Raw genomic sequence first — 21,429 nt, forward strand, 5'->3', positions numbered from 1 at the left:
CTACCTCATTCCGGCTGGATGCCTGCGTCCTTGACCAGCTTGGTCCACTTGACCAGCTCGCCGGCCACGAAGCCGGAGAACTGCTTGGGCGATTGCCCGAATGCCTCAAAGCCCAGCGCCTCGAAGCGCGGGGCGACTTCCTTGCTCGCGGCGATGCGCGACAGCTCGCGGTTGAGCCGCTCGACCACCTCCGCGGGCGCCTTCGCTGGCGCGAACACGCCATTCCAGGACGTAATATCGAAGCCTTTGAGCTCAGGCGTGTCGGCCAGGGGCGGCAGCTCCGGCAGCAGCCGGCTGCGCTGCGCGGTGGTCACCGCCAGTGCCCGCAGCTTGCCCGCCTTCACGTTGGCAATGCCGGCCGCCACGTCGACAAACATCATCGGCACCTGCCCCGCGATCACATCGGTCATGGCCGGCGGCGTGCTCTTGTACGGCACGTGCAGCAGGTCCAGCCCGGCCATGCGCCCGAGCGTAGCGCCCGACACGATGCCGGTGCTGTTGCCGCTGGCGTAAGACATGCCCGGATGCGTGCGCGCGTAGGCGATCAGGTCCGCCACGGTCTTGACCGGCAATTTCGGGTTGACCACCAGCATGAACGGCAGGTTGCCCATGCGCGCCACCGGCGTGAAGTCGCGGATCGGGTCATACGGCAGCTTCTTCATCAGCGAAGGATTGGCCGAATGGGTCGTGTTGGTGGTCATGAACAGCGTGTAGCCGTCCGGTGCGGCCTGCGCGACGATCTCGGCGGCAATCGCGCCATTTGCACCGGGGCGGTTGTCCACCACCACATTGGTCTTGAGCGCGTCGCCGAGTTCCTTGGCGGTGATGCGGGCCACCGCGTCGGTGCCGCTGCCGGCAGCGAACGGCACCACCATGCGGATCGGCTTGCTGGGATAAGCGTCGGCCGCCGCCACGAACGGCGCCGCGGCGAGGCTCAGCAATGGCAGCGCGGCGCGCAGCAGCGTGATGAGGCTTGGCATAGTCTTGTCTCCTGTTTTTTGGCTAGCTATCTCGTTGTCGTGGATTAGCCTTGTCAGCTTTGTCAGCTTTGTCGTTGCGATGCCCGCGGGCACCATGCCGCCTCACCGCGCGGTCTTCTCTTTGTAGTTCGTGTCCTTGACGAGCTTGGCCCAGCGCGCAGCGTCGTCGGCAATGATGGTGGCAAACTGCTCGGGCGTGCTGCCGACGGCTTCATAGTCGATGGCGGCAAGGCGTTCCCTGATATCCGGCATCGCGACGATCCGCACGATTTCCTGGTTCAGACGCGTGACGATTTCCTTCGGCGTGCCTGCCGGCGCCAGCAGCCCGGCCCAGGAATTGAAGTTCATGCCCTGGATCCCGGCCTCCTGCATGGTCGGCACATCGGGCAGGGCCGGCGAGCGCTTGGGCGACAGCACGGCCAGCGGGCGCAGCCTGCCGGCCCGGATCATCGCCATCGAGTTGAAGGGATCGATGGTCATGTCGACCTCGCCCGCCACCACGGCCTGCATCTGCGGGCCGGTGCCCCGGTACGACACACTGACCACGTCCGGGGTGCCGGCGGTGGATTTGAATGTCTCCCCGATCAGCTCGATCATGCTGCTGCCGGCCGACAAGCTCAGCGGACGGCTCTTGGCGCGGGCCAGCCCGACGAACTCCTGCACGGTCTTGGCCGGCACCGACGGGTGGACCACCATCACAAAGCCGATGCTGCTGATCAGGCTGATCGGCGCAAAGCTCTTCAGTGGCTCGTAACCTGCCTTGTACAGCACGGGGCTGAGCGTCTGCGCGCCAGCGGTGTTGAGCAGCAGCGTATAGCCGTCGGGGGCGGCACGCGCGACCATATCGGTGCCGATGATGCCATTGGCGCCGGGGCGGTTCTCAACCACCACCGGCTGCTTCAAGGCCTCCGCCAGCTTCTGCGACACCAGCCGCGCTACCACGTCGGAGGCGCCGCCCGGCGCAAAAGGCACCACCATGCGGATCGGCTTGGTGGGATAGGTGCTGCTCCACGCCAATGCGGGCATGGCGCTCCAGATGGCAGCGCAAACGAGCAAACGGCGTCGGGAAGACAGTGTCATCGGAATCTCCTACCAGGCTTGAACAACAAACGTCGTATCGGGTATCGGGTGCGGGCACCCAGGCGAAATGGCAGCGTTCTGCGGCGTTCAGCAGAACTCGGCAGCAGTCCTCAGGCGGGACGGATCACGCGCTCCGGGGATTCCTCGTAAGGCGGGGCGTAGATCACCAGCAGTTTCACGGGCTCGTCGCTGATTACCGTGAACACATGCATGGCCTCGGCCGGGAAGAAGCAGCAATCGCCGGGGCCAAGCTCGCGCGATTGCCCGTTCACCTCGGCGCGCGCCCTGCCCTCCAGCACATAGCAGACCTGCTCGATGCCGGGATGCGCGTGCGGCAAGGCACCTTTGCCGCGCTCGATGGTGCCGTGAATGACTTCTAGCTGGGTGGCGCCGACGTTCTCGCGGCCGATGATGCGGCGGTTCAGCGTGCCGACGTGATTGGCCGGGTGGTAGCCGGGCACGTCTTCGGCACGGACAAAGTAGATCGGTGAGGACGACGAGGGGGTCATTGCAGTCTCCATGCCGGCTACGCCGCGACCCCATGAGGGCGGCTGTGATACCCGGCTGTTTTTCATGTTTGTGAAAGTTATTTTATCCCCATGAAAATAACCATGTCCAGCAGAGCCATACCCTGTAACGGATTCCGTACCACGATGCTCCGGTATACCGTCACAAACACAATCTACAGATAAATATTCAAACAAAATATTTCTTGAGAAATATTCTAGTGCACCGGAATGGGTGTTCGGCAGGAACGATCGACTAAGATAAGTGCTTCTCTTCCGACCAATCCGGGCCTGCCCCACTCATGACCGCCAACGACAACAAAGCGCCGCCGATGAACGTGAAGACGGCGTTGCGCGTGCTCGAGATCATCGAAACCTTCGCGCGCGAGCGGCGCGCGCTGTCGCTATCGGAGCTGGCCCGGTTGCTGGCGGTGCCGGCATCGAGCTGCCTGGCGCTGATCCGCACCCTGACTTCGCTGGGTTACCTGTACGAGACCGGCCGCCGCCAAGGCTATTACCCCACGGGCCGCCTGCTGGCCATGGCGCAGCAGATCGCGCGGCACGACCCGGTGCTGGACCGGGTGCACGGCACCATGAACGAGCTGCGTGCGGCCACCGGCGAGACCGTGGTGATCGGCAAGCTGCATGAAGGCCGGTGGGTGGTGTACCTGGACGTGCTCGAATCCCCGCATGCGATCCGCTATATCGCCACCGCAGGCGAGCGGCGAGAGCTCCATGCGAACTCGATCGGCAAGGCCTTGCTGTCCGTCATGCCCGAGGACGAGCGCAGCGCGCTGATCGCGCAGCTCAGCTTCGAGCGCTTCACGCCACGCACGGTAGCCAACGCGGCGCAGCTGGAAGCCGAGCTGAAGAAGTCCGCCGAGCAAGGCTGCTTCATCAACCTGGGCGAGTCGCTGCCCGACGTTGGCGCGCTGGCCTGGCCGGTGCGGCTGTCGGGAGAATGCTACGGCATTTCCATTGCCGGGCCGGCGTACCGCATCGAGCCCGCGCTGACGCGGTTCTCGGCCATCCTCAGGACGGCCTGCTCCGCGCTCGAGCGCGACGAGCGCAGCCGGTTCGCGCAATAGCCATCTGCCTGCTCGTCGTCAATTCGCCGCCAAACCGCCGCCAAACCGCCGTCAACTCCCGGCCGACGCTTCCGGCATGCCGCATTCGCGCAGCAGGTCGCGCAGTTCGTTGATGACCGGGAACACCTCCTGGTTCCAGTCGGCGCCCTGCTCGTCGTGCGCCGCCTGCTCGCTCTCGACAATCCAGCGGTCCTCCTTGAAGATCCGCTCCGTAAACCACACCAGCAGCGGCCAGGCCAGATCCAGTATGCCGGGAATGCCGGGCTTCTTGATCGACAGCAGCCCGAACGTGCGGTTGGTGCGCTGCTCGGCGTCGAGCGGCACGTAGACGATCCACAGGTCCATCACCAGCGTGGCATCCGAAGTGCGGATCTGCAGGGTCTGGTAGGGATACAGGGTGCGGACCGTCATCACGTCCTTGCCGCCTTGCCCGCCCTTGCTGCCCTTGTTGCCGCCACCGAACACCAGCGCTTCGCCCACCGGCTGCTTGCCTTGCTCGCGAGCGAAGGTGTAGTCCACCTCGACCCATCCGTCGCCGCGCCGGCGGCCCAGCGAGCTGGCGCGCATCTGCCCCATCTGCCGCCGGTGCAGGAACTGATGGTTCATGTCCATCAGGTTCTCGTGCATGAACGAGTAATGGCATTTGACCTCGCGGCCAAAACGCCGCGTCTTGTACGCCTTGTTGGCCACCGAGCCCAGGCTGGGCAACGGGGTTTCGTCGGCCAGCACCGCGCTGCCGGGGAACACGAAGATCAGCCCTTCCACCTCGCGGCAGGGGTAGGAGCGCACGCCGTTGGGCAAGCGCTCGCGGCCCAGGTAAGGCACGTCGATGCAGCGGCCGGTGCAATCATAGGTCCAGCCGTGATAGCAGCAACGGATCGATTCGCCCTCGACCACGCCCGCGTGCAGCGGCACCTGCCGGTGCGCGCAACGATCCTCGAGCGCGAACACCGCGCCGGACGCCGTGCGCACCAGCACGATCGGCTCTCCGGCAAAGCGCACGCCATGCGCCTTGCCGCGCTTGACCTCGCGCGACCAGGCCAGGGGATACCAGTGATCGGGATGAATGGTGACGCGGCGCAGGTCGCGCAGCGGGACTTCGGTAGGGCTATCGCTATCGTTGGCACTGCTATCTAGCAACGGAACTGCATGCATGGGGGACTTCTCCTTGCAAGACTGGTATCTCGATTAGCCGACTGCATGGGCGGGAGGACGAAACCAAGGGCTAAGTCTAACCGAAGGCTTGCCAAGAGATGTGTTGCCCGCCGCGGGGTAATGACGGGTATCCGGGCTTACCCCGACACAGGCCGAACGTACCGGTAGTGGCGTGGATAGCGCCCTCGATGACGTGATGCTCAGGGCGCATCCGCCGCTGGCGCCAGGCACCAGTAGCGCAGGCCCGCAGGCACGGTATCCGACAACGAGATAGCGGGCGCGGCGTGGATCGCCAGCACAGCGTCGCCGTGGCGCCAGCTGCAAGCATTGGCGGTGGCCAGGCTGGCCGCCGGCGACACCGCCACCGCCTGCCCGAGCATGGTCTGGAACAAGCCCCCGCCGCCACGCTTGAGCCAGGCTTCCTTCAAGGTCCAGAGCTGGAAGAAGGCCTCGCGTTGCGCCGCCGGATCGCCGCCCGGGCGCAATGCCGGCAAGGCGGCGCGTTCGGCTTCGCTGCTGACTGCGAGCACCAGCGCGTCCAGCCCCTTGCGCGGCAGCACGCGCTCGATGTCCAGGCCGAGCGGTTCCAGCCCGACGGCACAGGCAACGTGGTCGCCGGAATGGGAGAGGGAGAGAAAAGCGGACACAGGCCCAATGGCCTGCGGCGGGCTGTCCGGCGCGGCGCTCAGCGTCCAGTCCTGCCAGCCGCCGCCGTAAGCTTGCGCCAGCAATTGGCGCGCAATCCAGCGCCCAGCCACGAACTGGGCGGCGCGCTGGCCGGCCTGCAGGGCGTCCAGGCGCCGCGCTTCGTCCGCGCCCAGCCATTGCCTGGCGGGCGGAACCTGTCCCGCCAGGCCAGCTACCGACGCAACGCGAACGTGGATCGGGGAGGCCGGCATGGCGTGGCGCGCGGCCTTACTTGCCCGCCACCTTGGCGTACGTGCCCTTGAGCGCCACACCGGCCACCACCGCGCCGGCATGGCATTCGTACTCGGTCGGGCTGGCGACCGAGTCCTTCTTGTAGTAGCTCACCACGTCGACCACGGCATTGGCGCCGAGCGTCTTGGCCTTGTCCTGGAACGCGATCAGCGCGGACAGCGCGGCCCAGCGGCAGGCGTCTTCATCGCTCTTGCCGAAGCTGTTGGTCTTGCGGTTGGACACATCGCTCTCCTTGGTCTCAAGGACCTTGGGCTTCTTCTGCCCCGCCAGGAAGAACTTGACCGAGCCATCGAGCTTTTCCTGGGCTTCCGGCATATCCAGCACTTCCTGGAACGGCAGCATGTACTTGGTATCGCGCGCCGCGGCGGGCGTGGACAACAGCATGGCGGCCGAGGCGGTAGCGGCCAGGATGGAGAGAGCGTGCTTCATTGACCTTCCTTTCTTGGTGTTGTTGGTGTTGTTGATTTTATTGATGAGGAAAATGCGCGGTAGTACTGGCAGATCAACGCCAGCGGCGGAACACCAGCGACGTGTTGATGCCGCCAAAGGCAAAATTGTTGCTCATCGCATGATCGATGTCGAGCCGCCTGCCCTCGCCCATGATGTAGTCAAGGCAGGCACAGCGCGGGTCTGGGTTGGACAGGTTGATGGTGGGCGCAAACCAGCCGTCGCGCATCATCTCGACCGTCATCCATGCCTCGAGCGCGCCGCAGGCGCCTAGCGTATGGCCCATATAGCTTTTCAGCGAACTCACCGGCACCGCGTCACCCAGCACCTCGCGGGTGGCATGGGACTCGGCGATATCGCCCTGGTCCGTGGCAGTGCCGTGGGCATTGACGTAGCCGATCGCCGAGGCCGGCAGGCCGGCATCCTCCAGCGCCAGGCGCATGGCCTGCGCCATCGTGTCCGCCTTGGGCTGGGTCACGTGGGCGCCGTCGCTGTTGGTGCCAAAGCCGACAATCTCGGCCAGGATGCGCGCGCCGCGCGCCAGCGCGTGCTCCAGCTCCTCCAGCACCAGTGTGCCGGCACCCTCGCCCAGCACCAGGCCGTCGCGCTCGCTGTCGAACGGGCGCGGCGTGCCATGCGGCGCATCGTTGCAGGTGCTGGTGGCGAACAGGGTATCGAACACGGCGGCCTCGGTGGGATCCAGTTCCTCGGCGCCGCCCGCCAGCATGGCCACCTGCCGGCCGCTGCGGATGGTTTCGTAAGCGTAGCCGATGCCCTGGCTGCCCGAGGTGCAGGCACTGGAGGTGGTGAGGATGCGCCCGGTAATGCCGAAGAACACGCCGATGTTCACCGCCGTGGTATGCGGCATCATGCGGATGTAGGTGGTAGCGCTGACGTCCTCGGTGGTGCGATCCATCATCATGCGGCCAAAATCGGCCACGGCCGACGGCGTGCCGGTGGACGAGCCGTAGGCTATGCCAAGCTTGCCGCTCGCGACCAGCGGATCGCCAAGCAGCCCCGCATCGCGCAAGGCGGCCTCGCTGGCCAGCACCGACATCACCGCCACGCGGCCCATGGCGCGCGTGACCTTGCGGGTGTAATGCGCCGGCAGCGTGAACGGCGGCACAGGTGCCGCAAGCTGCGTGTTGAGGCCCTTGTAGACGGCCCACTCCGGCATCTGCACGACCGCGTTGCGGCCGCTGGCCAGGCGCTCGCGCACGCTCGCCCAGTCGTTGCCCAGCGAGCAGACTGCGCCGGCTCCGGTAATGACGACTCGCTTCATCCGAACATCCCCCCGTTGACCGAAATCACCTGCCGGGTGATATAGCCCGCATCGGCGGACATCAGGAACGCCACGGTGGCGGCCACCTCGTCCGGGGTACCCGTGCGGCGTGCCGGGATCATGCGCAAGGCTTCCTCCAGCACGTGTTCCTCCACCATCTCCGTATCGATCAGGCCAGGGGCCACGCAATTGACGGTAATGGCGCGCTTGGCCAGCTCGATGGCCAGCGCCTTGGTCGCGCCGATCACGCCGGCCTTGGCCGCGCTGTAGTTGGTCTGGCCCCGGTTACCCACCAGCCCCGACACCGAGGACAGCGTGACGATGCGGCCCGGCTTGCGCCGCTGCACCATGGGCATCACCACCGGGTTGAGCACGTTGTAGAAGGCGTCCAGGTTGGTGTGGATCACCTCGTCCCACTCTGCCCCGGTCATGGCCGGGAACGCCGCATCGCGCGCGATGCCCGCGTTGCAGACCACGCCGTAGTAGCAACCGTGGGCTTCGATATCGGCCAGCAGCGCGGCCGCGGCCTGTTCCCGCTGGCTGACGTCGAAACAAAGCACGCGCGCGGTGCGGCCCAGGGCACGGATCGCATCGGCCACCGATTCGGCTTCATCGCGCCGGGCACGGCAATGCACCACCACATCGTAGCCCTCGCGCGCCATGCGCAGCGCGATGGCGCGGCCAATGCCGCGCGAAGACCCTGTGACGAGCACGGTTCGGTTCGTCATGGTTGTTGTCCTTGCAAGAAAGCCTGCGCGTCGGCAGGCTGGAAAACGGAAACGTTGGCGCGCGCCACTTCGTGCTCGCCCAGCGACAGCGAGCAGGCAAACATGCCGAGCCCGTTGTCGCCGACCAGCTCGGCGCGCACTTGTATGGTCAGCACGCTGCCCACCGGGAACGCCGGCACATCGCATTCGTAGCGCCGTGAGCCGAGCAGGAAGCCGATGCCAGGCGCCCGCCCGGCACGCCAGTCCTGCGCGCCGGCCCAGGCGGCGATGGTCTGCGCCATGTACTCGATGCCGACCCAGCCCGGCATGCCGGACTCATCGACAAACAGCTGGGTGGCGCGCACCGTGGTGCGCGCTGCCGCGTGTTCCTCATCGGCGCGCAACAGTTCATCCAGCAAGCGCATCCCGCCGGCGTGCGGCAGCACCTCGGCGATTGCCGGCAACGCGGCAAGGGACGTCGTGGTCATGGTCAGCCGGCTCCCAGTATCACGGCGCTGTTGCTACCGCCGAAAGCGAAGGAATTGCTCATCACGTAGCGCGGCGCGCGGCCCAGCGTTTCGCCGGGGGCCACCACGCGCAGCGCCGGCAAGGCCGGATCGGGCACGCCATCCCACCAGTGCGGGGGCAGGCGGCCGTCCGGATTGTCGACCAGCGTCAGCCACATCAGCGCGGCCTCGATGGCACCGGCCGCGCCGAGCGCGTGCCCGGTCATCGGCTTGGTCGAGCTGAGCGGCAGATCGGCGCCGAACACCGCGGCGCATGCCAGCGCTTCCATGGCGTCGTTCTGCGGCGTGGCGGTGCCGTGCAGGTTAAGGTAATCGATGTCCGCAGGCGCAAGCCCGGCGCGCTCCAGCGCCTGCAGCATGGCGGCCCGGGCACCGGCGCCGCTGGGGTCCGGCGCCGACATGTGATGCGCGTCGGAGGTCTCGCCGCAGCCGGCCAGGCGCACCGGCCCCGGCTCGGCGGACAGCAGGAACAAGCCGGCGCCTTCGCCCAGGTTGATGCCGCAACGGTTGGCCGACAGCGGGTTGCAGCGCGACGCCGAGACGGAATCCAGTGCACTGAAGCCGGCGACGGTGAAGGAGCACAGGGTGTCCGCGCCGCCCGCGATCACCACGTCCGCCATGCCGCTGCGCAGCAGGCGCGCGGCAGCCCCTAGCGCCTTGGCGCTCGACGAGCAGGCGGTGGACAGCGTGTAGGCCACGCCAGTCACGCCCAGCACGCCGGCCAGGAACTGCGCCGGCGAACCCAGCTCCTGCTGCCCGTAGTGGAAACCCTCCGGCCACGCGCCGGTGGCAGCGCGCGCGCGCACGGCCACGCCGCCCTCGGCAATGCCGGAGGTACTGGTGCCCAGCACCACCGCCACCCGCGCCGGGCCAACCCGGGCGATGGCGGCCTGCGCCTGCGCAATGAACTGGAGCGCGGCGTGATACAGCAGCGCATTGTTGCGGGTACGGTGCACCTGTGGCGTGTCGTCCGGCAGGCTGAGCGCGGCGTTGACCGTGCCGAGCTGCAGCGGGCGGCCCGGGCTGTAAAGCTCGGTCACCTCGCCGCCCTGCGGGGCGTCGCCGCGCCAGAGCGCCGCGCGCACCGCATCCGCGCCGTCGCCCAGCGCGCAGGTCATGCCCAGTGCATTAATAAAGACATTCATTTCGTCCCTCCTTGCCCTGCCGGCGGCAGGGTGCGGATGGTCAGCCGATAGCCATCGCGGTATTGCTCGAACTCGATCGTTTGCGGGTCCGGATAGCGCACCTGCGCCACCACCTCGCCACCCGCGCGCAGCACGCGCCGGCCGGCCTCGACCTCCAGGCGCCAGCCCGCCGGCAAGGCCGCGGCAATCGCCTCGACCGGCCACAACGACAACTGCATTTCACTCAGGATACGCTCCGGCACCAGCTCGGCCGGCGCCCAGGGCGAGCGCACCACGCGCAGGTCCTGCCCATCCCAGTCGAGCCGCGCCAGCACCTGCCCGCCGGCCAGCGCGGCCAGCCGCGTGTGGGTGGCATCGGCTTCCAGCAAGGCCTGGATCTCGCGGCGCTCCTCCCCGCGCGGGGTCCGGTACACCACGGTGATCTGCTGCTGCAGCGCCAGCTCGCGGCCCAGCGATGCCGGCGGCAGGCGCAGCAACGGCACGGGCTGCTGCTCGGCGGGCAGGGTGGGCGAGGCAGGCGGCGAAGCGGAACCTGCCCCCGCTCCCGGGCCGGCGCAGCCCGCTAACAGCAAGGCACACGCGGCAACACCCAGCAGCATCCGCGCCGGCACGGCGCCAATGGAGGGATGCCTGGCGATCAGGCTTCGCAAAGCTGCTCCAGCACGCCAAGGCGGCGCCGCGACTCGGTGACGAACGGGTTGGTGCGGTCCCAGGCATAGCCCGCCAGGATGGCCGAAATCATGCGGCGGATTTCCGGCGTGGCATCGGGATGGAAAATCAGCTTCTGGAAGCGGCCTTCGTACCACGCTTCCACAAAGGTGCGGAAGCAATCCACGCCGTCCTTGAGCGGGCGGCCGTAGTCGGCCTGCCAGTCCACCGTCTCGCCATTCAACTGGCGCGCCAGGCAGGCCGTGGCCAGGCTGGCGGACTTGAAGGCAATGGTGACGCCGGACGAGAACACCGGGTCGAGGAATTCGCCCGCATTGCCCAGCAACGCATAGCCCTTGCCCCACAGCGATTTCACGTTGGCGGAGTAACCGGCAATCTGCCGTGCCGGGGTGTCCCAGTTGGCGTTGGCCAGCAGCTTGGCAAGGCCGGGCTCCTCGCCCACCAGCGCCCGCAGCCGCTCGGTCTCGGTCCCTTTGTACTGGTCGAGGAAGCGCTTTTCCGCCACCACGCCCTGCGAGCAGCGGCCGTCCGAGAACGGAATGGTCCAGTACCAGACATCGACATGCTCCGGATGCACGCTGACGCGGATCTTGTTGCGATCGAAGGTGCCCAGCGGGATGCGGTCTTCCACGTGGGTGAAGATGGCGCTGCGCACGGGGAAGTGCGACGGCGACTCCAGGTCCAGCAGGCGCGGCAGTACGCGGCCGAAACCCGAGGCATCCAGCAGGAAACGCGCCCGCACCTGGTACGCCTTGCCATCCGGGTCGCGCACGGTGACGCAAGGCTGCTCGCCCTCCAGGTCGACGGCGCTCACCTGGTGCTTGAAACGGACCTCGGCGCCCTGCTTCTGCGCCTCGCGGATCAGCACGTCGTCGAAGCGCGCGCGCTGGACCTGGTAGGTGGTACCCCAGCCGGCGGAGAACTTGTCGCGGAAATCGAAATCCGTATAGCGGTCGCCACGCACGAAGGCAGCGCCGTTCTTGTACTGGAAGCCGGCTTCGACCACCGCCTGCAGCATGCCCGCCTCTTCGATGTAGGCCATGCTCTGCGGCAGCAGGCTTTCCCCGATCGAGAAGCGCGGAAAGGTCTCTTTCTCGATCACCAGCACATCAATGCCGCGCTTGCGTAAAAGGCCCGCCGCCACGGAGCCCGCCGGGCCGGCGCCGATGATAAGGACATCCACCTGTTCGGTATTCATTTGCAACCCTGTTTGACTCGTTGATCTTGTTGGTTTTATTTGTCTTGCTATTTGTCTTGCTGCGACTTCAACATGAAGCTAGTGCGCATGCCCATGCGGCGCGTGGGGCCGGAACCATGGCGACAGCACCCATACCGCCCCCACGCCGGACAGCATGGTCATGCCAAAGGCATGCAGCGCCGGCGTGGACGACAGCGCCAGCAGGCCAAAGGCCAGCAGCGTGCTGGCCGCGCCAAGCACGATCGCCGTCCATGACTCGCCATCGCCGGGATGCTCCAGCAGGAAGATGCCGTAGTCCACGCCCACGCCAAGCAGCAACGCCAGCGCAAGCACGGAGAACAGCTGCAGCGGCACATGCAGCCAGCCCAGCAGCGCCACGCTGAATACCCCCGCCAGCAAGGTCGGCACCAGCGCCCGCCACGAGGCCCTGCCATAGCGCCATGCCAGCAACAGCGCCACGCCCAGCGCGCCGGCGCCCAGCAGCCAGGTCATCAGCACGCGGTAATGCTTGAGCAGCGAGGACAGGTCGGCCACGCGGTCCACCCACTCGACGCCCGGCACCATGGCCGCCGCCGCCTCGATCAGCGCAATGGTGGTGGGCTTGTCCAGCCCGCGCAGCAGCATGACGCTGGCGTAGCCCTGGCCCTCGCGATCCAGCCAGAGGTGACGCAACGTCTCGGAAACCGGGCTCGCAAGCCACGCCGGCAACGTCAGCACGCGGTCAGGCGCAGCGGCATTGGGCGCGCCCACGGTGCCGCCCACCGCACGCGCCACGCGCTCGCGCACGGCGGCCTCCAGGCCGTCCGTCAGCGTGGCATCGGCATGCTGGCGGGACGCCGATGGCACCCAATCGGAGATGGCCAGGAAGCCCTCCAGCTCGCCGCGCGCCACCACGCCCGCCAGCGCCGCCTTGACCGCTTCCTCGCGCGCCAGCACCTGGTCCGGCGAGTCGCCGCGCACCAGCAGGAACTGGGCGGGGCTAGGTGTGCCCAGCAAGCGCCCGGCGGTGCGCTGCGCCTCGATCAGCGCCGGCGGCGAGCTTTGCAGCTGGCGCACGTCATCCGCCACCTTGACCTGCCATAGCCCCGGCACGATGAACAAGGCCAGGGCGCCCAGCAGCAGCATCGAAGCGCGATCCATGCCCACGCGCGGCCAGCGGGCCAGGCTGGCGGTCAGCCAACTCGACAGGCGCGTCTGGCGCAGCTGGCCGCGATCGAGCAGCGGGAACCAGAACACCACGGTCAGAAAAGCCGCCACCAGCCCCACGGCCGAGAACAGCGCCATTTGCCGCAGCCCCGGGAACGGCGCGATGCCCAGCGCCAGGTAGGCCACCACGCTGGTCGACAGCGCCAGCGCCATGCCCGGCAGCAGCCTGCGCATCACCTGCGGCGGCGACAGGCCAGGGCTGGCCTGCCGCGACACGAAATAGTGAATGCCGAAGTCCTCGGCCACGCCCACCAGGCTGGCCCCGAACACCAGGGTGATCAGGTGGACGCGGTCAAACACCAGCGCGGTGGCGGACACCGCGGCAGCCGTGCCGATCAGCAGCGACAGCCCCACCAAGATGATCGGGCGCAGCGAACGGAAGGCCAGCCAGACCAGCAGCAAGACCGCCGCCAGCGAGCCCCAGCCGATCACGTTCATCTCCAGGTTGGCCTGGGATGCGGCGGCTTCCGCGTGCAAGGGAATGCCGGCGGCCACCACGTGCACGCCGTCGTCGCCCTGCGCGGCGGCGCGCTCGCCCAGCTGCAGCACATCGCCGTAGTCCGTATTGCCGCTTACCGAGAACGCAGGCTTGGTGATGCGATACGTCAGCAGCACCCACTCCTTGCCCTCGGCGCTGAGCGCCGCGCGGCCATCACGCTCATGCACGCGCGTGATGGCCGCGCGCGACAGCCACCAGTCCTGCCAGAGCCCGATCGGGTCAGCCGCCCAGTCGGTCAGGCGCGGGCCGGTGGAAAGCTGGTAGAGCCGGGTCAGCGCCTGCTGGGACAGTACATCGGGATCCGCCTGGCGCAGCATGGCGCGCTGGCTGTCGGTAAGCAGGCGGTCGCGGTAAGGCCGGTAGAAGGCCAGCGCGGCGTCAAGGTCGAAACTGGCGATGCGGTCCACTGGCTGCAGCAAGCTCGCCTGCGGTTTCGCGGCCGTGCTGAAGCGATCGGCGGCGGCACGGGCGCGGGCCCAGTCAGGCGCACCGACCAGCACCACGATCTCGCGCGAGACGCCGTCGGCCAGCCGGCGCAGCACGCGGTCGGCGGTGGCGGTGCGCTGGCTGGTGGGCAGCAAGGCCATCACATCGGTGTCGAGCCGCGAGGCGCGCCAGAACTGCAACTGGTGCGCCGTCAGCGCGATCACCAGCAACAGCCACGCCACGGCCAGCACCCGCTCCAGGGTGCTGAGCCCGTGCGCGGGCTTGCCAGTGGCCGCGGCGGCCTTAGCCACCTTTGCCGCCTTACTCAAAGCGCTTCTCCTCATCCGCACCGAGTTTGGCGGCCGCACTCGGGTCGATCATCTTGACGGTGGTGCTGTCGCCGCTGCCTTCTTCCAGGCGCACGTTGCGCACAAAGCGATCCCCGGCCAGCTCGATGCGGGTGAATACGCGCCGCATGCCGGCATCGGTCGGCGTCAGCGTCAGCGTCCAGCCGCTCTTGCCAACCAGCTCGCCGGCCACCTCGAAACGTGTGGACAACGCGCGCAGGTCGCCGCGCAGCACGGCAATCACCGATTCGCCCACGACCCGCATGGCGGGCTGGGCGTCTGCCTGCAACTGTTGCTGCACGCGGCCATCGGCACCGCGCATGACCAGCCGGTCCGGGGTGACCAGCAGGCTGGACGCAAACGGCTCACGCGTGCTCCACACCACGCCACGCTCGCGCGCGAGCACGAAGTCGCCGCGTGAGACCAGCGGATTGGCAAAGCCGGACAGGCGGCGGATCTGCTCGAAGCGTCCGTGGATGACCGGGGCATCGGACAAGCGCGCAGCCACCGAGGCCAGCAAATCCGGCGCGGCCGCGGCGGCGAGGCCCGGGCCAGCCAGCACGGCGCAGCAAAGCGCCTGCAACAGGCGGCGGCGCATCATGCCTGGCGATCCGGCTGCGCCCCGTCTTGCACGCCAAGGCACGCCAGCAGGACCGGCGGGCAGACATACTGCATCTCGCCATTGGCCATGTCCACCGCCACCTGAATGGTGTAGCCCTTGGTCAGGCGCCGGCCGCTGGCGGCATCGCGGACCACGTACTCGATCTTGAGCCGGTTCTCCCACTCGACGATGGTGGCGCGGACGATGAACGACTGGCCATAGGTAAGCGGCCCGACATACTTGACGCGCATGTCCACCACCGGCCACGCATAGCCCGAGTCCCGCATGGCGGGGTAGTCGTAGTGGTAGCGCGCCAGCAGCGCGCAGCGCGCCTGCTCGAAATAGCGCACGTAGTTGCCGTGCCAGACCACGTTCATCGGGTCGAGGTCGTGGAAGGCCGCGCTGAGCGTGATCTCAAAGCTGAAGTCCTGGGAGGCTTGGGGCATAAGGTTGGGTATCGCGATATCCGGATTCAGGTCAGCTTTCAATGGGCGCGGCGCTGGCGCGCGCCGCGTCCGGCACGGCGCCGCCCTGCCCCCAGAAATCGTAAAAGTTGAACCAGTCGTAGGGCGACTCCACCAGCAGTTGCGAAAGCCATTGCGCATAGCCGGCCGCATGCTCGGTCAGGATCGCGTCGCGCCGCGCGCGCGGCAGGCGCACTTCGCGGGCCAGTTCGGTAAAACGCAGCAGGTGGCCCTTGCCCGAACGCACGCAGCCCATGGCGAACAGCGGGCATTCCAGCAACGCCGCCAGCACATAAGGCCCCACGGGAAAGCGCGCGGGCGCGCCCAGGAACGGCACCGTCACGGCGCGGCCGCCATGCACCGGAACCCGGTCGCCCGCAATCGCCACGAACTCGCCCGCGCGGACCTTCTCGGCCAGCAGCAAGGCGGTGGCCGGCGAAATATCGTCGACCTGGAACAGCTGCAGCCCGGAGCGCGGGTCCAGCCGCGACAGGATGCGGTTGAACTGCGCCGCGTGCGCGGTATGCACCAGCACCGTCAGGCGCAGGCCGGCGCGCTGGTTGGCCAGCACCCGGCACAGCTCCAGGCAGCCCATGTGGGCGGTCACGATGATGCCGCCCTGCCCGCTGGCGATCTGCGCCAGCATCACCTCGGCGCCTTCGCGCCGCACCGCGCCGTAGCGGTAGCCGCCGCCAATGGCAAGCAGCTTGTCCAGCAGCGTGTCGGCAAACGAGAACAGGTGGCGCAGGCTATGGCGCAGCCCCGGCATCATGCCCGCCGGGCCGACCGCGCCCGTGGCGGCCTGGATGCGGCGCAGATAGTCGAGCGACGCATGGCGCGCCAGCGGCTTGGCAAGCCAGTAGTAGGTCACCACCGGGTACAGCACCGCGCGGAACAGCACGCGGCCGCACAGGCGATACAGCCAGTACAGGCTCCACACGCCCCATACGCAAGTGGATTCGCGGATCTGGCTCCAGTGACGGGCCATGCGTCCGGGTTGCGTCGCTTGGGTGCCTTGGGTGGCTTGGGGCGTGCTCATGCCGGCCGCACCTTGCGCCACAGCAGTACCGGCAAGCGCTTGAGCATGCCGAAGAAGAGCCGTGTATGCATGGAAGAGATCAGCACGTTGTCGCGCCAGACCTGGAAATGGGAAACGCCGTCGGTGGGATACGTCACGCGCGTGGGTACGTTGACGATGCGCACGCCGCGCCAGACCAGGTGCACCAGCACCTCGGTATCGAACTGCATGCGCCGGCCCAGCTTGACCTGGCGCACCAGCGGGAGGACGTGCGCGAGAGGATAGACGCGCAGGCCGCACATCGAATCGCGCACGGCGAACGACAGCGTGTTGATCCAGACCCAGACGTGGGTCAGGTAACGCGCCAGCAGCCGCACGCGCGGCACCGATTCGTCGTAGACCGGGCAGCCACAGATCATGGCGTGCGAGCTGGCCTGCGCCAGGGCCAGGAACTGGGGGATGCAGCCGGCATCATGCTGCCCGTCGGCATCAATCTGCAGCGCATGCGTAAATCCCATGCGCGCGGCCTCCTCGAAGCCCGCCATGATGGCCCCGCCCTTGCCCTGGTTCTGCGCCAGGCGGATCAGCTGGACCCGATCGGCATGGCTTGCGGCAAGCTCGCGCAGCACTCGCTCGCAGGCCGGGCTGCTGCCATCGTCCACCAGCAGGCACGGCAACGGGTGCGCGAGAATGGCCTGCACCATCGCGCCGATGGCACGTTCGTGGTCGTAGACCGGGACGAGCGCCACGGGCTTAAACATCCGCCTCTCCAAAGATGATGCGCCCGCTGGCGTGCGGGCCGCGCGCCGAGCTCAGGCGAAAGCCCAGCGCGCCGCGCTCGGGCTGCCACGCCAGCGTCATGTGCACCAGGGTGCCGGGCGTGATCACGGCCTGGAACTTCAGAATTTCGATCCGGCGAAAACGCGCGCGCGGCGGCACCGGCAGGCGCTCGGGCGCCAGCGCCATCACCCAGTCGACCTGCGCCACGCCCGGCACGATGGGGCTACCCGGGAAATGCCCGTCGAACACGGCCAGGTCCTCGCTGACCTCCAGCTCGGCGGCGGCGGACAGCGCATCCTCCGCGGCCTGCCAGCGCACGGCCGGCAGCACGCGGCGGAACACGTCGCGCAGCATGGCTTGCGTGGTCTTGCCCTGCGCGTTGCAGGGCAGCGCCTCGGCAAAGCTCCAGCGCCGCGGCAAGGCCACCGCGTCCACGGCATCCGCAAGGCGGGCGCGCAGCGCGGCAAGCAGGGCCGCGCGGCCCTGCCCGGCCAGCATGGCCGCGCCGCTCTCGCTGGGCACCACCACGGCGCCAAGGCGCGTGCCGACATCCAGCTCCAGCAGCACCACGCGCGCCTCCCGCACCAGCGGCGACGCGGCCAGCGCCTGCTCGACCTGGGTCAGCGATACGCGCTTTTCCTCGATCTTGACGATGCGGTCGGCGCGGCCCGCCAGGGTGAATCCGCCATCCGCGGCGGGCAGCACATGGTCCGCGCACAGAAACCAGCCGTCGTCCGGAAGGTGCGCGGAGCGCACCGCCAGGAAGCCGTCCTGCAAGCGCCATTGCACGCCCGGCAGCGGAGTCCAGCGGTCTTCGTGGCGGGCACGCTGCCGCCAGGCGATGCCGCCGGTTTCCGAGCTCCCGAACACTTCGATGGGCGCTTGTCCCAGATGGCGCAACGCATCGGTCGCGGCCTCCGGCGGCAAAGGCCCGCCGGACGAGAACACGGCGCGCAGCACGCCGCGGGCGGCAGACCAGTCGAGCGCTTGCGGCATGCGCCGCAGGTGCGCCGGGCTGGTGACCAGCAGCGCCGGGGCATCACCGCAAGCGCGCACGATTTCCTCATGGAACGCGAGACGATCCGCCGGCATGGCGCGCGCCGCCGCTAGCGGCCACAACACGCAGAACAGCAGGCCGTAGATATGCTGGTGCGACACCGTTGCCAGCACCCTCACCTGCGCCGGCAGCTCCGCGCCGAACGCGGCCTGCAGCGCCTGCACTTCCGCGTCGAGCTGCGACAGGTGCTTGACGATGGCGCCGGGCACGCCGGTGGAACCCGAGGTGAACATCGTCACCAGCGTGTCGCTTGGCGCCAGCGCAGGCCAGTCCATGCTGCCGTTGGCCGGCTCGATCGATGCTTGCGGCCACAGGCCATCGGGCAACTCGCCGGCGCAGCCATCGGCGCGCTCGCGCAATGCCGCCAGCGTTTCGGCGCGCGTGTCGCCGGGCAGCACCACGTGCTTGCCCGCGTGCCAGGCGCCGAACAGCGCCGCCGCGAACTCGGAGGTCGATTCGATGTAGAGCGCCCAGGACTTGCCCGGCGCGGCGGTAAACGCTTGCCGCCAGGCGGCCACGCGCCGCACGAACTCCGGTGCGGTGGTCGCGCCGGCCGCGCCATGCGCGACCACGTGCGAGCGCTGCGCCAGCGCCGCCATCAACCCGCTTACGCCCAGCCACTCAGCCATGCCGCCCCCTTGCCATCACACGCTGGCGCACCAGCCATTCGCCGGCGAACATGGCGCCGATCAATCCGTAGGCGATGCCGCCGTTGTAAAGCGCCCAGATGCGGTCGCTGGCCAGCACGGCGGTCAGTGCGGCTACCGTGCCGTTGCACACGAAGAACACGCACCAGGCTTGCGTCACGCGGCGCGTGTACGCAACGCCCGACGGCGGCAAGTCCGGCTCGCGCAGCCGCGCCAGCCGCTCCACCAGGCTGGGCGGGTGCCGCAGGCTCCAGCCGAACAAGCCCAGCATCGCGGCATTGACCAGCACGGGATACAGCTTGAGGGGCAGCGCGTGATTGGACGCGGCCACGATCGCGGCCAGCACGGCGGCGGCCACGGCAAGCAGGCGCCAGCCGGCCTGGCGGCTGGTCAGGGCGCGCAGCAGCGCCAGTGCCACCAGCGCCAGCGCCATCACGCGCGGCGACCAATGCTGCAGGCCAAAGTAGATCGCCACCGGATAGCACAGCGTCAACACGCCGAGCAGCAATTTGCGCACGGGCATGCGCGCTCAGGCCGTGGCGGGCGAGTCGATCAGCAAGGCCAGCGCCTGCACCACGTCCTGCACGGTGCGCACGGCCTTGAACTGCTCCGGCTTGATCGGCTTGTTCAGCATCGGCTTGAGCTTCACCAGCAGGTCGACCGCGTCGATGCTGTCGATGTCCAGGTCGTCGTAGAGACGGGCTTCGGGACGAATGCGGGCCGGGTCGATCTCGAAGGTTTCCTCGAGCACCGCGGCCACCCGCGCAAAGATTTCGTCATGGGTCATGATGGGCTTCCCCCTGTTCGGCTATGACCGGCCGTGGTTGCCGGCCTGGCAAGTGGTATGTGGATCCTTGGTGTGTCGCGGGCGGGTTCAGGCAGAAGCCTGGCCAGCACGCTGAGATGCGACGAACGTGGCCAGCGCTGTCACGCTGGCAAAGCGCGCACGCATGTCTTCCTTGTCGCCGTTCATGGTCACGCCGTAGCGCTTTTGCAGCGCCAGCCCGAGTTCGAGCGCATCGATCGAATCCAGGCCCAGCCCTTCGATGAACAACGGTGCGTCGGCGTCGATATCGTCCACGCCGATATCCTCCAGCGACAACGATGAAATGATCAGTTCCTTGATTTCTTGCTCAAGCGCCTTCACGGCGGACCTCCCTGGAAAAAAACTCGGATAGCGATTGGGTCAGGTGCCGTACCGCCAGCGCGTCGTCCAGTCCGGACGGCACCATCTGGGCGACACTGACATCCTCTCGCACGTCAATGATGTAACGAGGCCTGCGGGCCGGCACGCGGTACCACTTCTCACCCTTGGTGAGCGTGGGCGGCTCGCACCGGATCACCACAGGCGTCAGCGCAAAGCCGCCGCGCACCGCGACATTGGCCGCACCCCGTTGCAGGCGCAGCGGGCCATGCAACGGCGTGCGCGTGCCCTCGGGGAAGATGACGAGATTATTGCCCGTGCGCAGCGAGGCAATGCAGTCATCCACCATGCCCGCGCCGGAGTCATTGCAGACGTAACCGGTGGCGCGCACCGGGCCACGGGTAAACGGGTTGCGGGCCAGGCCGGAGCGCACCACGCAATCGGCCTGGCGCGTCAGCGCGATCAGAAAGACGACATCGATCAGCGACGGATGGTTGGCCACGATCAGCAAGCCCTGGCGGCGCAGCCGCTCAGGATGCAGCACCTCGTAGCGGATCACCCCGACCGAGCGCATCAGCCACAGGAAAAGCCGGAATGCGTAATGCACCACGTTCTTGCAGACCCGCTGCCGGCGCGCCGAAGACCACAGCAAGACGGCAAGCAACGGGAACACCAGCACCCGCAGCACGAGCCCGCCGACGCCGAAGCTGGAAAAGCACAGCCCGGTCGCGCAGACGCGCCAGGCCCGGTCCAGGCGCTCAACCATGTCGTTGCCACCTCCAGCCGGCACGCTCGCCGGCGTGGCGCAACTCGGCGTCGCCGGACAGCATGAAGCGCAGCACCTCCAGCCCATGCGGCAGCGTCACGCCGGCGCCGGCCGGCAGGGTCTCCCCCACCACCTCAAGGCTGAGCACCGGTTGCCCCGCCTGCGGCATGCCGACCCGCCACGCCCACCCGAACAGGCACTCCGGTTCGTCCGCGAAGACGGCATAGGCCTCGGGCAGCGGCGCCTCGTAATGCACCAGCAAGACTTCCGGGGCGCCGTCGGCCAGCAAACCGCACGCTTCCACCACCGCCGCTTCCACCGTATCGCGGCCCGCGGCCAGGGCTTGCAGGTTGCCCGGATCGCCCCGGTCGATCGAATACAGCGCGCCGATGGCGTTATGCACGGACAGGCCGAAGGCTGTGGGCGACAAGGGCTCGCCGTCGGCAAGGTCGCCAAGCATTTGCAGCGGGCGCAGGGTGTCACCGTGGCGCGATGCAAAGATGACGGGAATGCCGTCCACGCCCGGCTGGCAGGCATAGGCGGGATGCAAGGCAGCGCGGCCCAGCGCGGTGATCCTGCGGCGCAGCATCGGGGCCATGGCGGCCAGCGTGGGCAATGCGTCGCCTTTGGGCAGCCAGGGCGCGCGGCTCCAGGCCTGCCAGGCTTGCTGCGTTTCTAGTTGTGCTGCACATGCCGCCCATGCGCGAATACCAAATTCCATTGCCGTGCCGTTCGCGTAGGGTGGATGAAA

Annotated in this window: 24 protein-coding genes; 1 reads left to right on the plus strand and 23 read right to left on the minus strand. The window is 68.1% G+C overall.

From position 1 onward, the window contains the following. Nucleotides 1–5: 5 nt before the first annotated feature. The 3 genes from AC1RQK_RS19665 to AC1RQK_RS19675 all read right to left on the minus strand — a co-directional run bounded on the left by AC1RQK_RS19665 (nucleotide 6) and on the right by AC1RQK_RS19675 (nucleotide 2,569). Entirely contained in the window at nucleotides 6–980 is a 975-nt protein-coding gene (locus tag AC1RQK_RS19665; protein ID WP_492373661.1) for a Bug family tripartite tricarboxylate transporter substrate binding protein, read from the minus strand. A 102-nt stretch (nucleotides 981–1,082) separates the two neighbouring features. Beyond that, complete coding sequence (locus AC1RQK_RS19670) at nucleotides 1,083–2,060, minus strand: Bug family tripartite tricarboxylate transporter substrate binding protein (RefSeq protein WP_492373662.1); 978 nt, start codon at nucleotides 2,058–2,060, stop codon at nucleotides 1,083–1,085. A 110-nt stretch (nucleotides 2,061–2,170) separates the two neighbouring features. After that, nucleotides 2,171–2,569 (minus strand): cupin domain-containing protein, encoded by a 399-nt coding sequence (locus tag AC1RQK_RS19675; RefSeq protein WP_043355682.1) that lies wholly within the window; start codon nucleotides 2,567–2,569, stop codon nucleotides 2,171–2,173. A gap of 329 nt (nucleotides 2,570–2,898) precedes the next feature. Between AC1RQK_RS19675 and AC1RQK_RS19680 the strand changes: the two genes are divergently transcribed. Next, nucleotides 2,899–3,654: an IclR family transcriptional regulator gene (locus AC1RQK_RS19680; RefSeq protein ID WP_492373689.1), complete on the plus strand. Its 756-nt coding sequence runs from the start codon at nucleotides 2,899–2,901 to the stop codon at nucleotides 3,652–3,654. Between the two features lie 51 nt (nucleotides 3,655–3,705). Here AC1RQK_RS19680 and AC1RQK_RS19685 read toward each other — a convergent pair whose 3' ends face one another. The 20 genes from AC1RQK_RS19685 to AC1RQK_RS19780 all read right to left on the minus strand — a co-directional run bounded on the left by AC1RQK_RS19685 (nucleotide 3,706) and on the right by AC1RQK_RS19780 (nucleotide 21,399). After that, nucleotides 3,706–4,809 (minus strand): Rieske 2Fe-2S domain-containing protein, encoded by a 1,104-nt coding sequence (locus tag AC1RQK_RS19685; protein ID WP_459376378.1) that lies wholly within the window; start codon nucleotides 4,807–4,809, stop codon nucleotides 3,706–3,708. Between the two features lie 200 nt (nucleotides 4,810–5,009). Further along, nucleotides 5,010–5,708 (minus strand): 4'-phosphopantetheinyl transferase family protein, encoded by a 699-nt coding sequence (locus tag AC1RQK_RS19690; RefSeq protein WP_492373664.1) that lies wholly within the window; start codon nucleotides 5,706–5,708, stop codon nucleotides 5,010–5,012. 16 nt (nucleotides 5,709–5,724) lie between these two features. Next, nucleotides 5,725–6,177 (minus strand): excinuclease ATPase subunit, encoded by a 453-nt coding sequence (locus AC1RQK_RS19695; RefSeq protein WP_174427567.1) that lies wholly within the window; start codon nucleotides 6,175–6,177, stop codon nucleotides 5,725–5,727. A 73-nt stretch (nucleotides 6,178–6,250) separates the two neighbouring features. Next, nucleotides 6,251–7,477, minus strand: a complete 1,227-nt coding sequence (locus AC1RQK_RS19700; protein ID WP_492373665.1) for a beta-ketoacyl-ACP synthase — start codon at nucleotides 7,475–7,477, stop codon at nucleotides 6,251–6,253. Then, nucleotides 7,474–8,205, minus strand: coding sequence for a 3-oxoacyl-ACP reductase FabG (gene fabG / locus AC1RQK_RS19705; protein ID WP_492373666.1), 732 nt, complete (start codon nucleotides 8,203–8,205; stop codon nucleotides 7,474–7,476). Before fabG ends, AC1RQK_RS19700 begins: the two co-directional genes overlap by 4 nt. Continuing rightward, nucleotides 8,202–8,672, minus strand: a complete 471-nt coding sequence (locus AC1RQK_RS19710; RefSeq protein ID WP_492373667.1) for a hotdog family protein — start codon at nucleotides 8,670–8,672, stop codon at nucleotides 8,202–8,204. Before AC1RQK_RS19710 ends, fabG begins: the two co-directional genes overlap by 4 nt. 2 nt (nucleotides 8,673–8,674) lie before the next feature. Next, complete coding sequence (locus tag AC1RQK_RS19715) at nucleotides 8,675–9,856, minus strand: beta-ketoacyl-ACP synthase (protein WP_492373668.1); 1,182 nt, start codon at nucleotides 9,854–9,856, stop codon at nucleotides 8,675–8,677. Further along, nucleotides 9,853–10,506, minus strand: a complete 654-nt coding sequence (locus AC1RQK_RS19720; RefSeq protein ID WP_492373669.1) for a DUF3261 domain-containing protein — start codon at nucleotides 10,504–10,506, stop codon at nucleotides 9,853–9,855. Before AC1RQK_RS19720 ends, AC1RQK_RS19715 begins: the two co-directional genes overlap by 4 nt. Then, nucleotides 10,494–11,723, minus strand: coding sequence for an NAD(P)/FAD-dependent oxidoreductase (locus AC1RQK_RS19725; RefSeq protein ID WP_492810632.1), 1,230 nt, complete (start codon nucleotides 11,721–11,723; stop codon nucleotides 10,494–10,496). Before AC1RQK_RS19725 ends, AC1RQK_RS19720 begins: the two co-directional genes overlap by 13 nt. Nucleotides 11,724–11,801: 78 nt before the next feature. Next, complete coding sequence (locus tag AC1RQK_RS19730; RefSeq protein ID WP_492373671.1) at nucleotides 11,802–14,183, minus strand: MMPL family transporter; 2,382 nt, start codon at nucleotides 14,181–14,183, stop codon at nucleotides 11,802–11,804. Further along, entirely contained in the window at nucleotides 14,176–14,802 is a 627-nt protein-coding gene (locus AC1RQK_RS19735; protein WP_492373672.1) for a LolA family protein, read from the minus strand. Before AC1RQK_RS19735 ends, AC1RQK_RS19730 begins: the two co-directional genes overlap by 8 nt. Then, nucleotides 14,799–15,248: an acyl-CoA thioesterase gene (locus AC1RQK_RS19740; RefSeq protein WP_492810635.1), complete on the minus strand. Its 450-nt coding sequence runs from the start codon at nucleotides 15,246–15,248 to the stop codon at nucleotides 14,799–14,801. Before AC1RQK_RS19740 ends, AC1RQK_RS19735 begins: the two co-directional genes overlap by 4 nt. A 31-nt stretch (nucleotides 15,249–15,279) precedes the next feature. After that, nucleotides 15,280–16,305 (minus strand): lysophospholipid acyltransferase family protein, encoded by a 1,026-nt coding sequence (locus AC1RQK_RS19745; RefSeq protein WP_492810637.1) that lies wholly within the window; start codon nucleotides 16,303–16,305, stop codon nucleotides 15,280–15,282. Continuing rightward, nucleotides 16,302–17,045: a glycosyltransferase family 2 protein gene (locus AC1RQK_RS19750; protein WP_492810639.1), complete on the minus strand. Its 744-nt coding sequence runs from the start codon at nucleotides 17,043–17,045 to the stop codon at nucleotides 16,302–16,304. The genes AC1RQK_RS19745 and AC1RQK_RS19750 overlap by 4 nt, the downstream gene beginning before the upstream one ends. Further along, entirely contained in the window at nucleotides 17,038–18,750 is a 1,713-nt protein-coding gene (locus tag AC1RQK_RS19755) for an ApeI family dehydratase (protein ID WP_492810641.1), read from the minus strand. The genes AC1RQK_RS19750 and AC1RQK_RS19755 overlap by 8 nt, the downstream gene beginning before the upstream one ends. Then, entirely contained in the window at nucleotides 18,743–19,291 is a 549-nt protein-coding gene (locus tag AC1RQK_RS19760; protein ID WP_043355718.1) for a COG4648 family protein, read from the minus strand. Before AC1RQK_RS19760 ends, AC1RQK_RS19755 begins: the two co-directional genes overlap by 8 nt. 6 nt (nucleotides 19,292–19,297) lie before the next feature. Beyond that, nucleotides 19,298–19,555, minus strand: a complete 258-nt coding sequence (locus AC1RQK_RS19765; protein ID WP_043355719.1) for an acyl carrier protein — start codon at nucleotides 19,553–19,555, stop codon at nucleotides 19,298–19,300. An 87-nt stretch (nucleotides 19,556–19,642) separates the two neighbouring features. After that, the gene (locus tag AC1RQK_RS19770) at nucleotides 19,643–19,915 is read right to left on the minus strand and encodes a phosphopantetheine-binding protein (RefSeq protein WP_150986626.1); all 273 of its coding nucleotides are present in this window, start codon (nucleotides 19,913–19,915) and stop codon (nucleotides 19,643–19,645) included. Then, complete coding sequence (locus AC1RQK_RS19775) at nucleotides 19,902–20,678, minus strand: lysophospholipid acyltransferase family protein (RefSeq protein ID WP_492373676.1); 777 nt, start codon at nucleotides 20,676–20,678, stop codon at nucleotides 19,902–19,904. Before AC1RQK_RS19775 ends, AC1RQK_RS19770 begins: the two co-directional genes overlap by 14 nt. Then, nucleotides 20,671–21,399, minus strand: a complete 729-nt coding sequence (locus AC1RQK_RS19780; RefSeq protein WP_492373677.1) for a beta-ketoacyl synthase chain length factor — start codon at nucleotides 21,397–21,399, stop codon at nucleotides 20,671–20,673. Before AC1RQK_RS19780 ends, AC1RQK_RS19775 begins: the two co-directional genes overlap by 8 nt. Nucleotides 21,400–21,429 lie beyond the last annotated feature (30 nt).

Source organism: Cupriavidus sp. GW822-FHT02D05 (assembly GCF_058802485.1).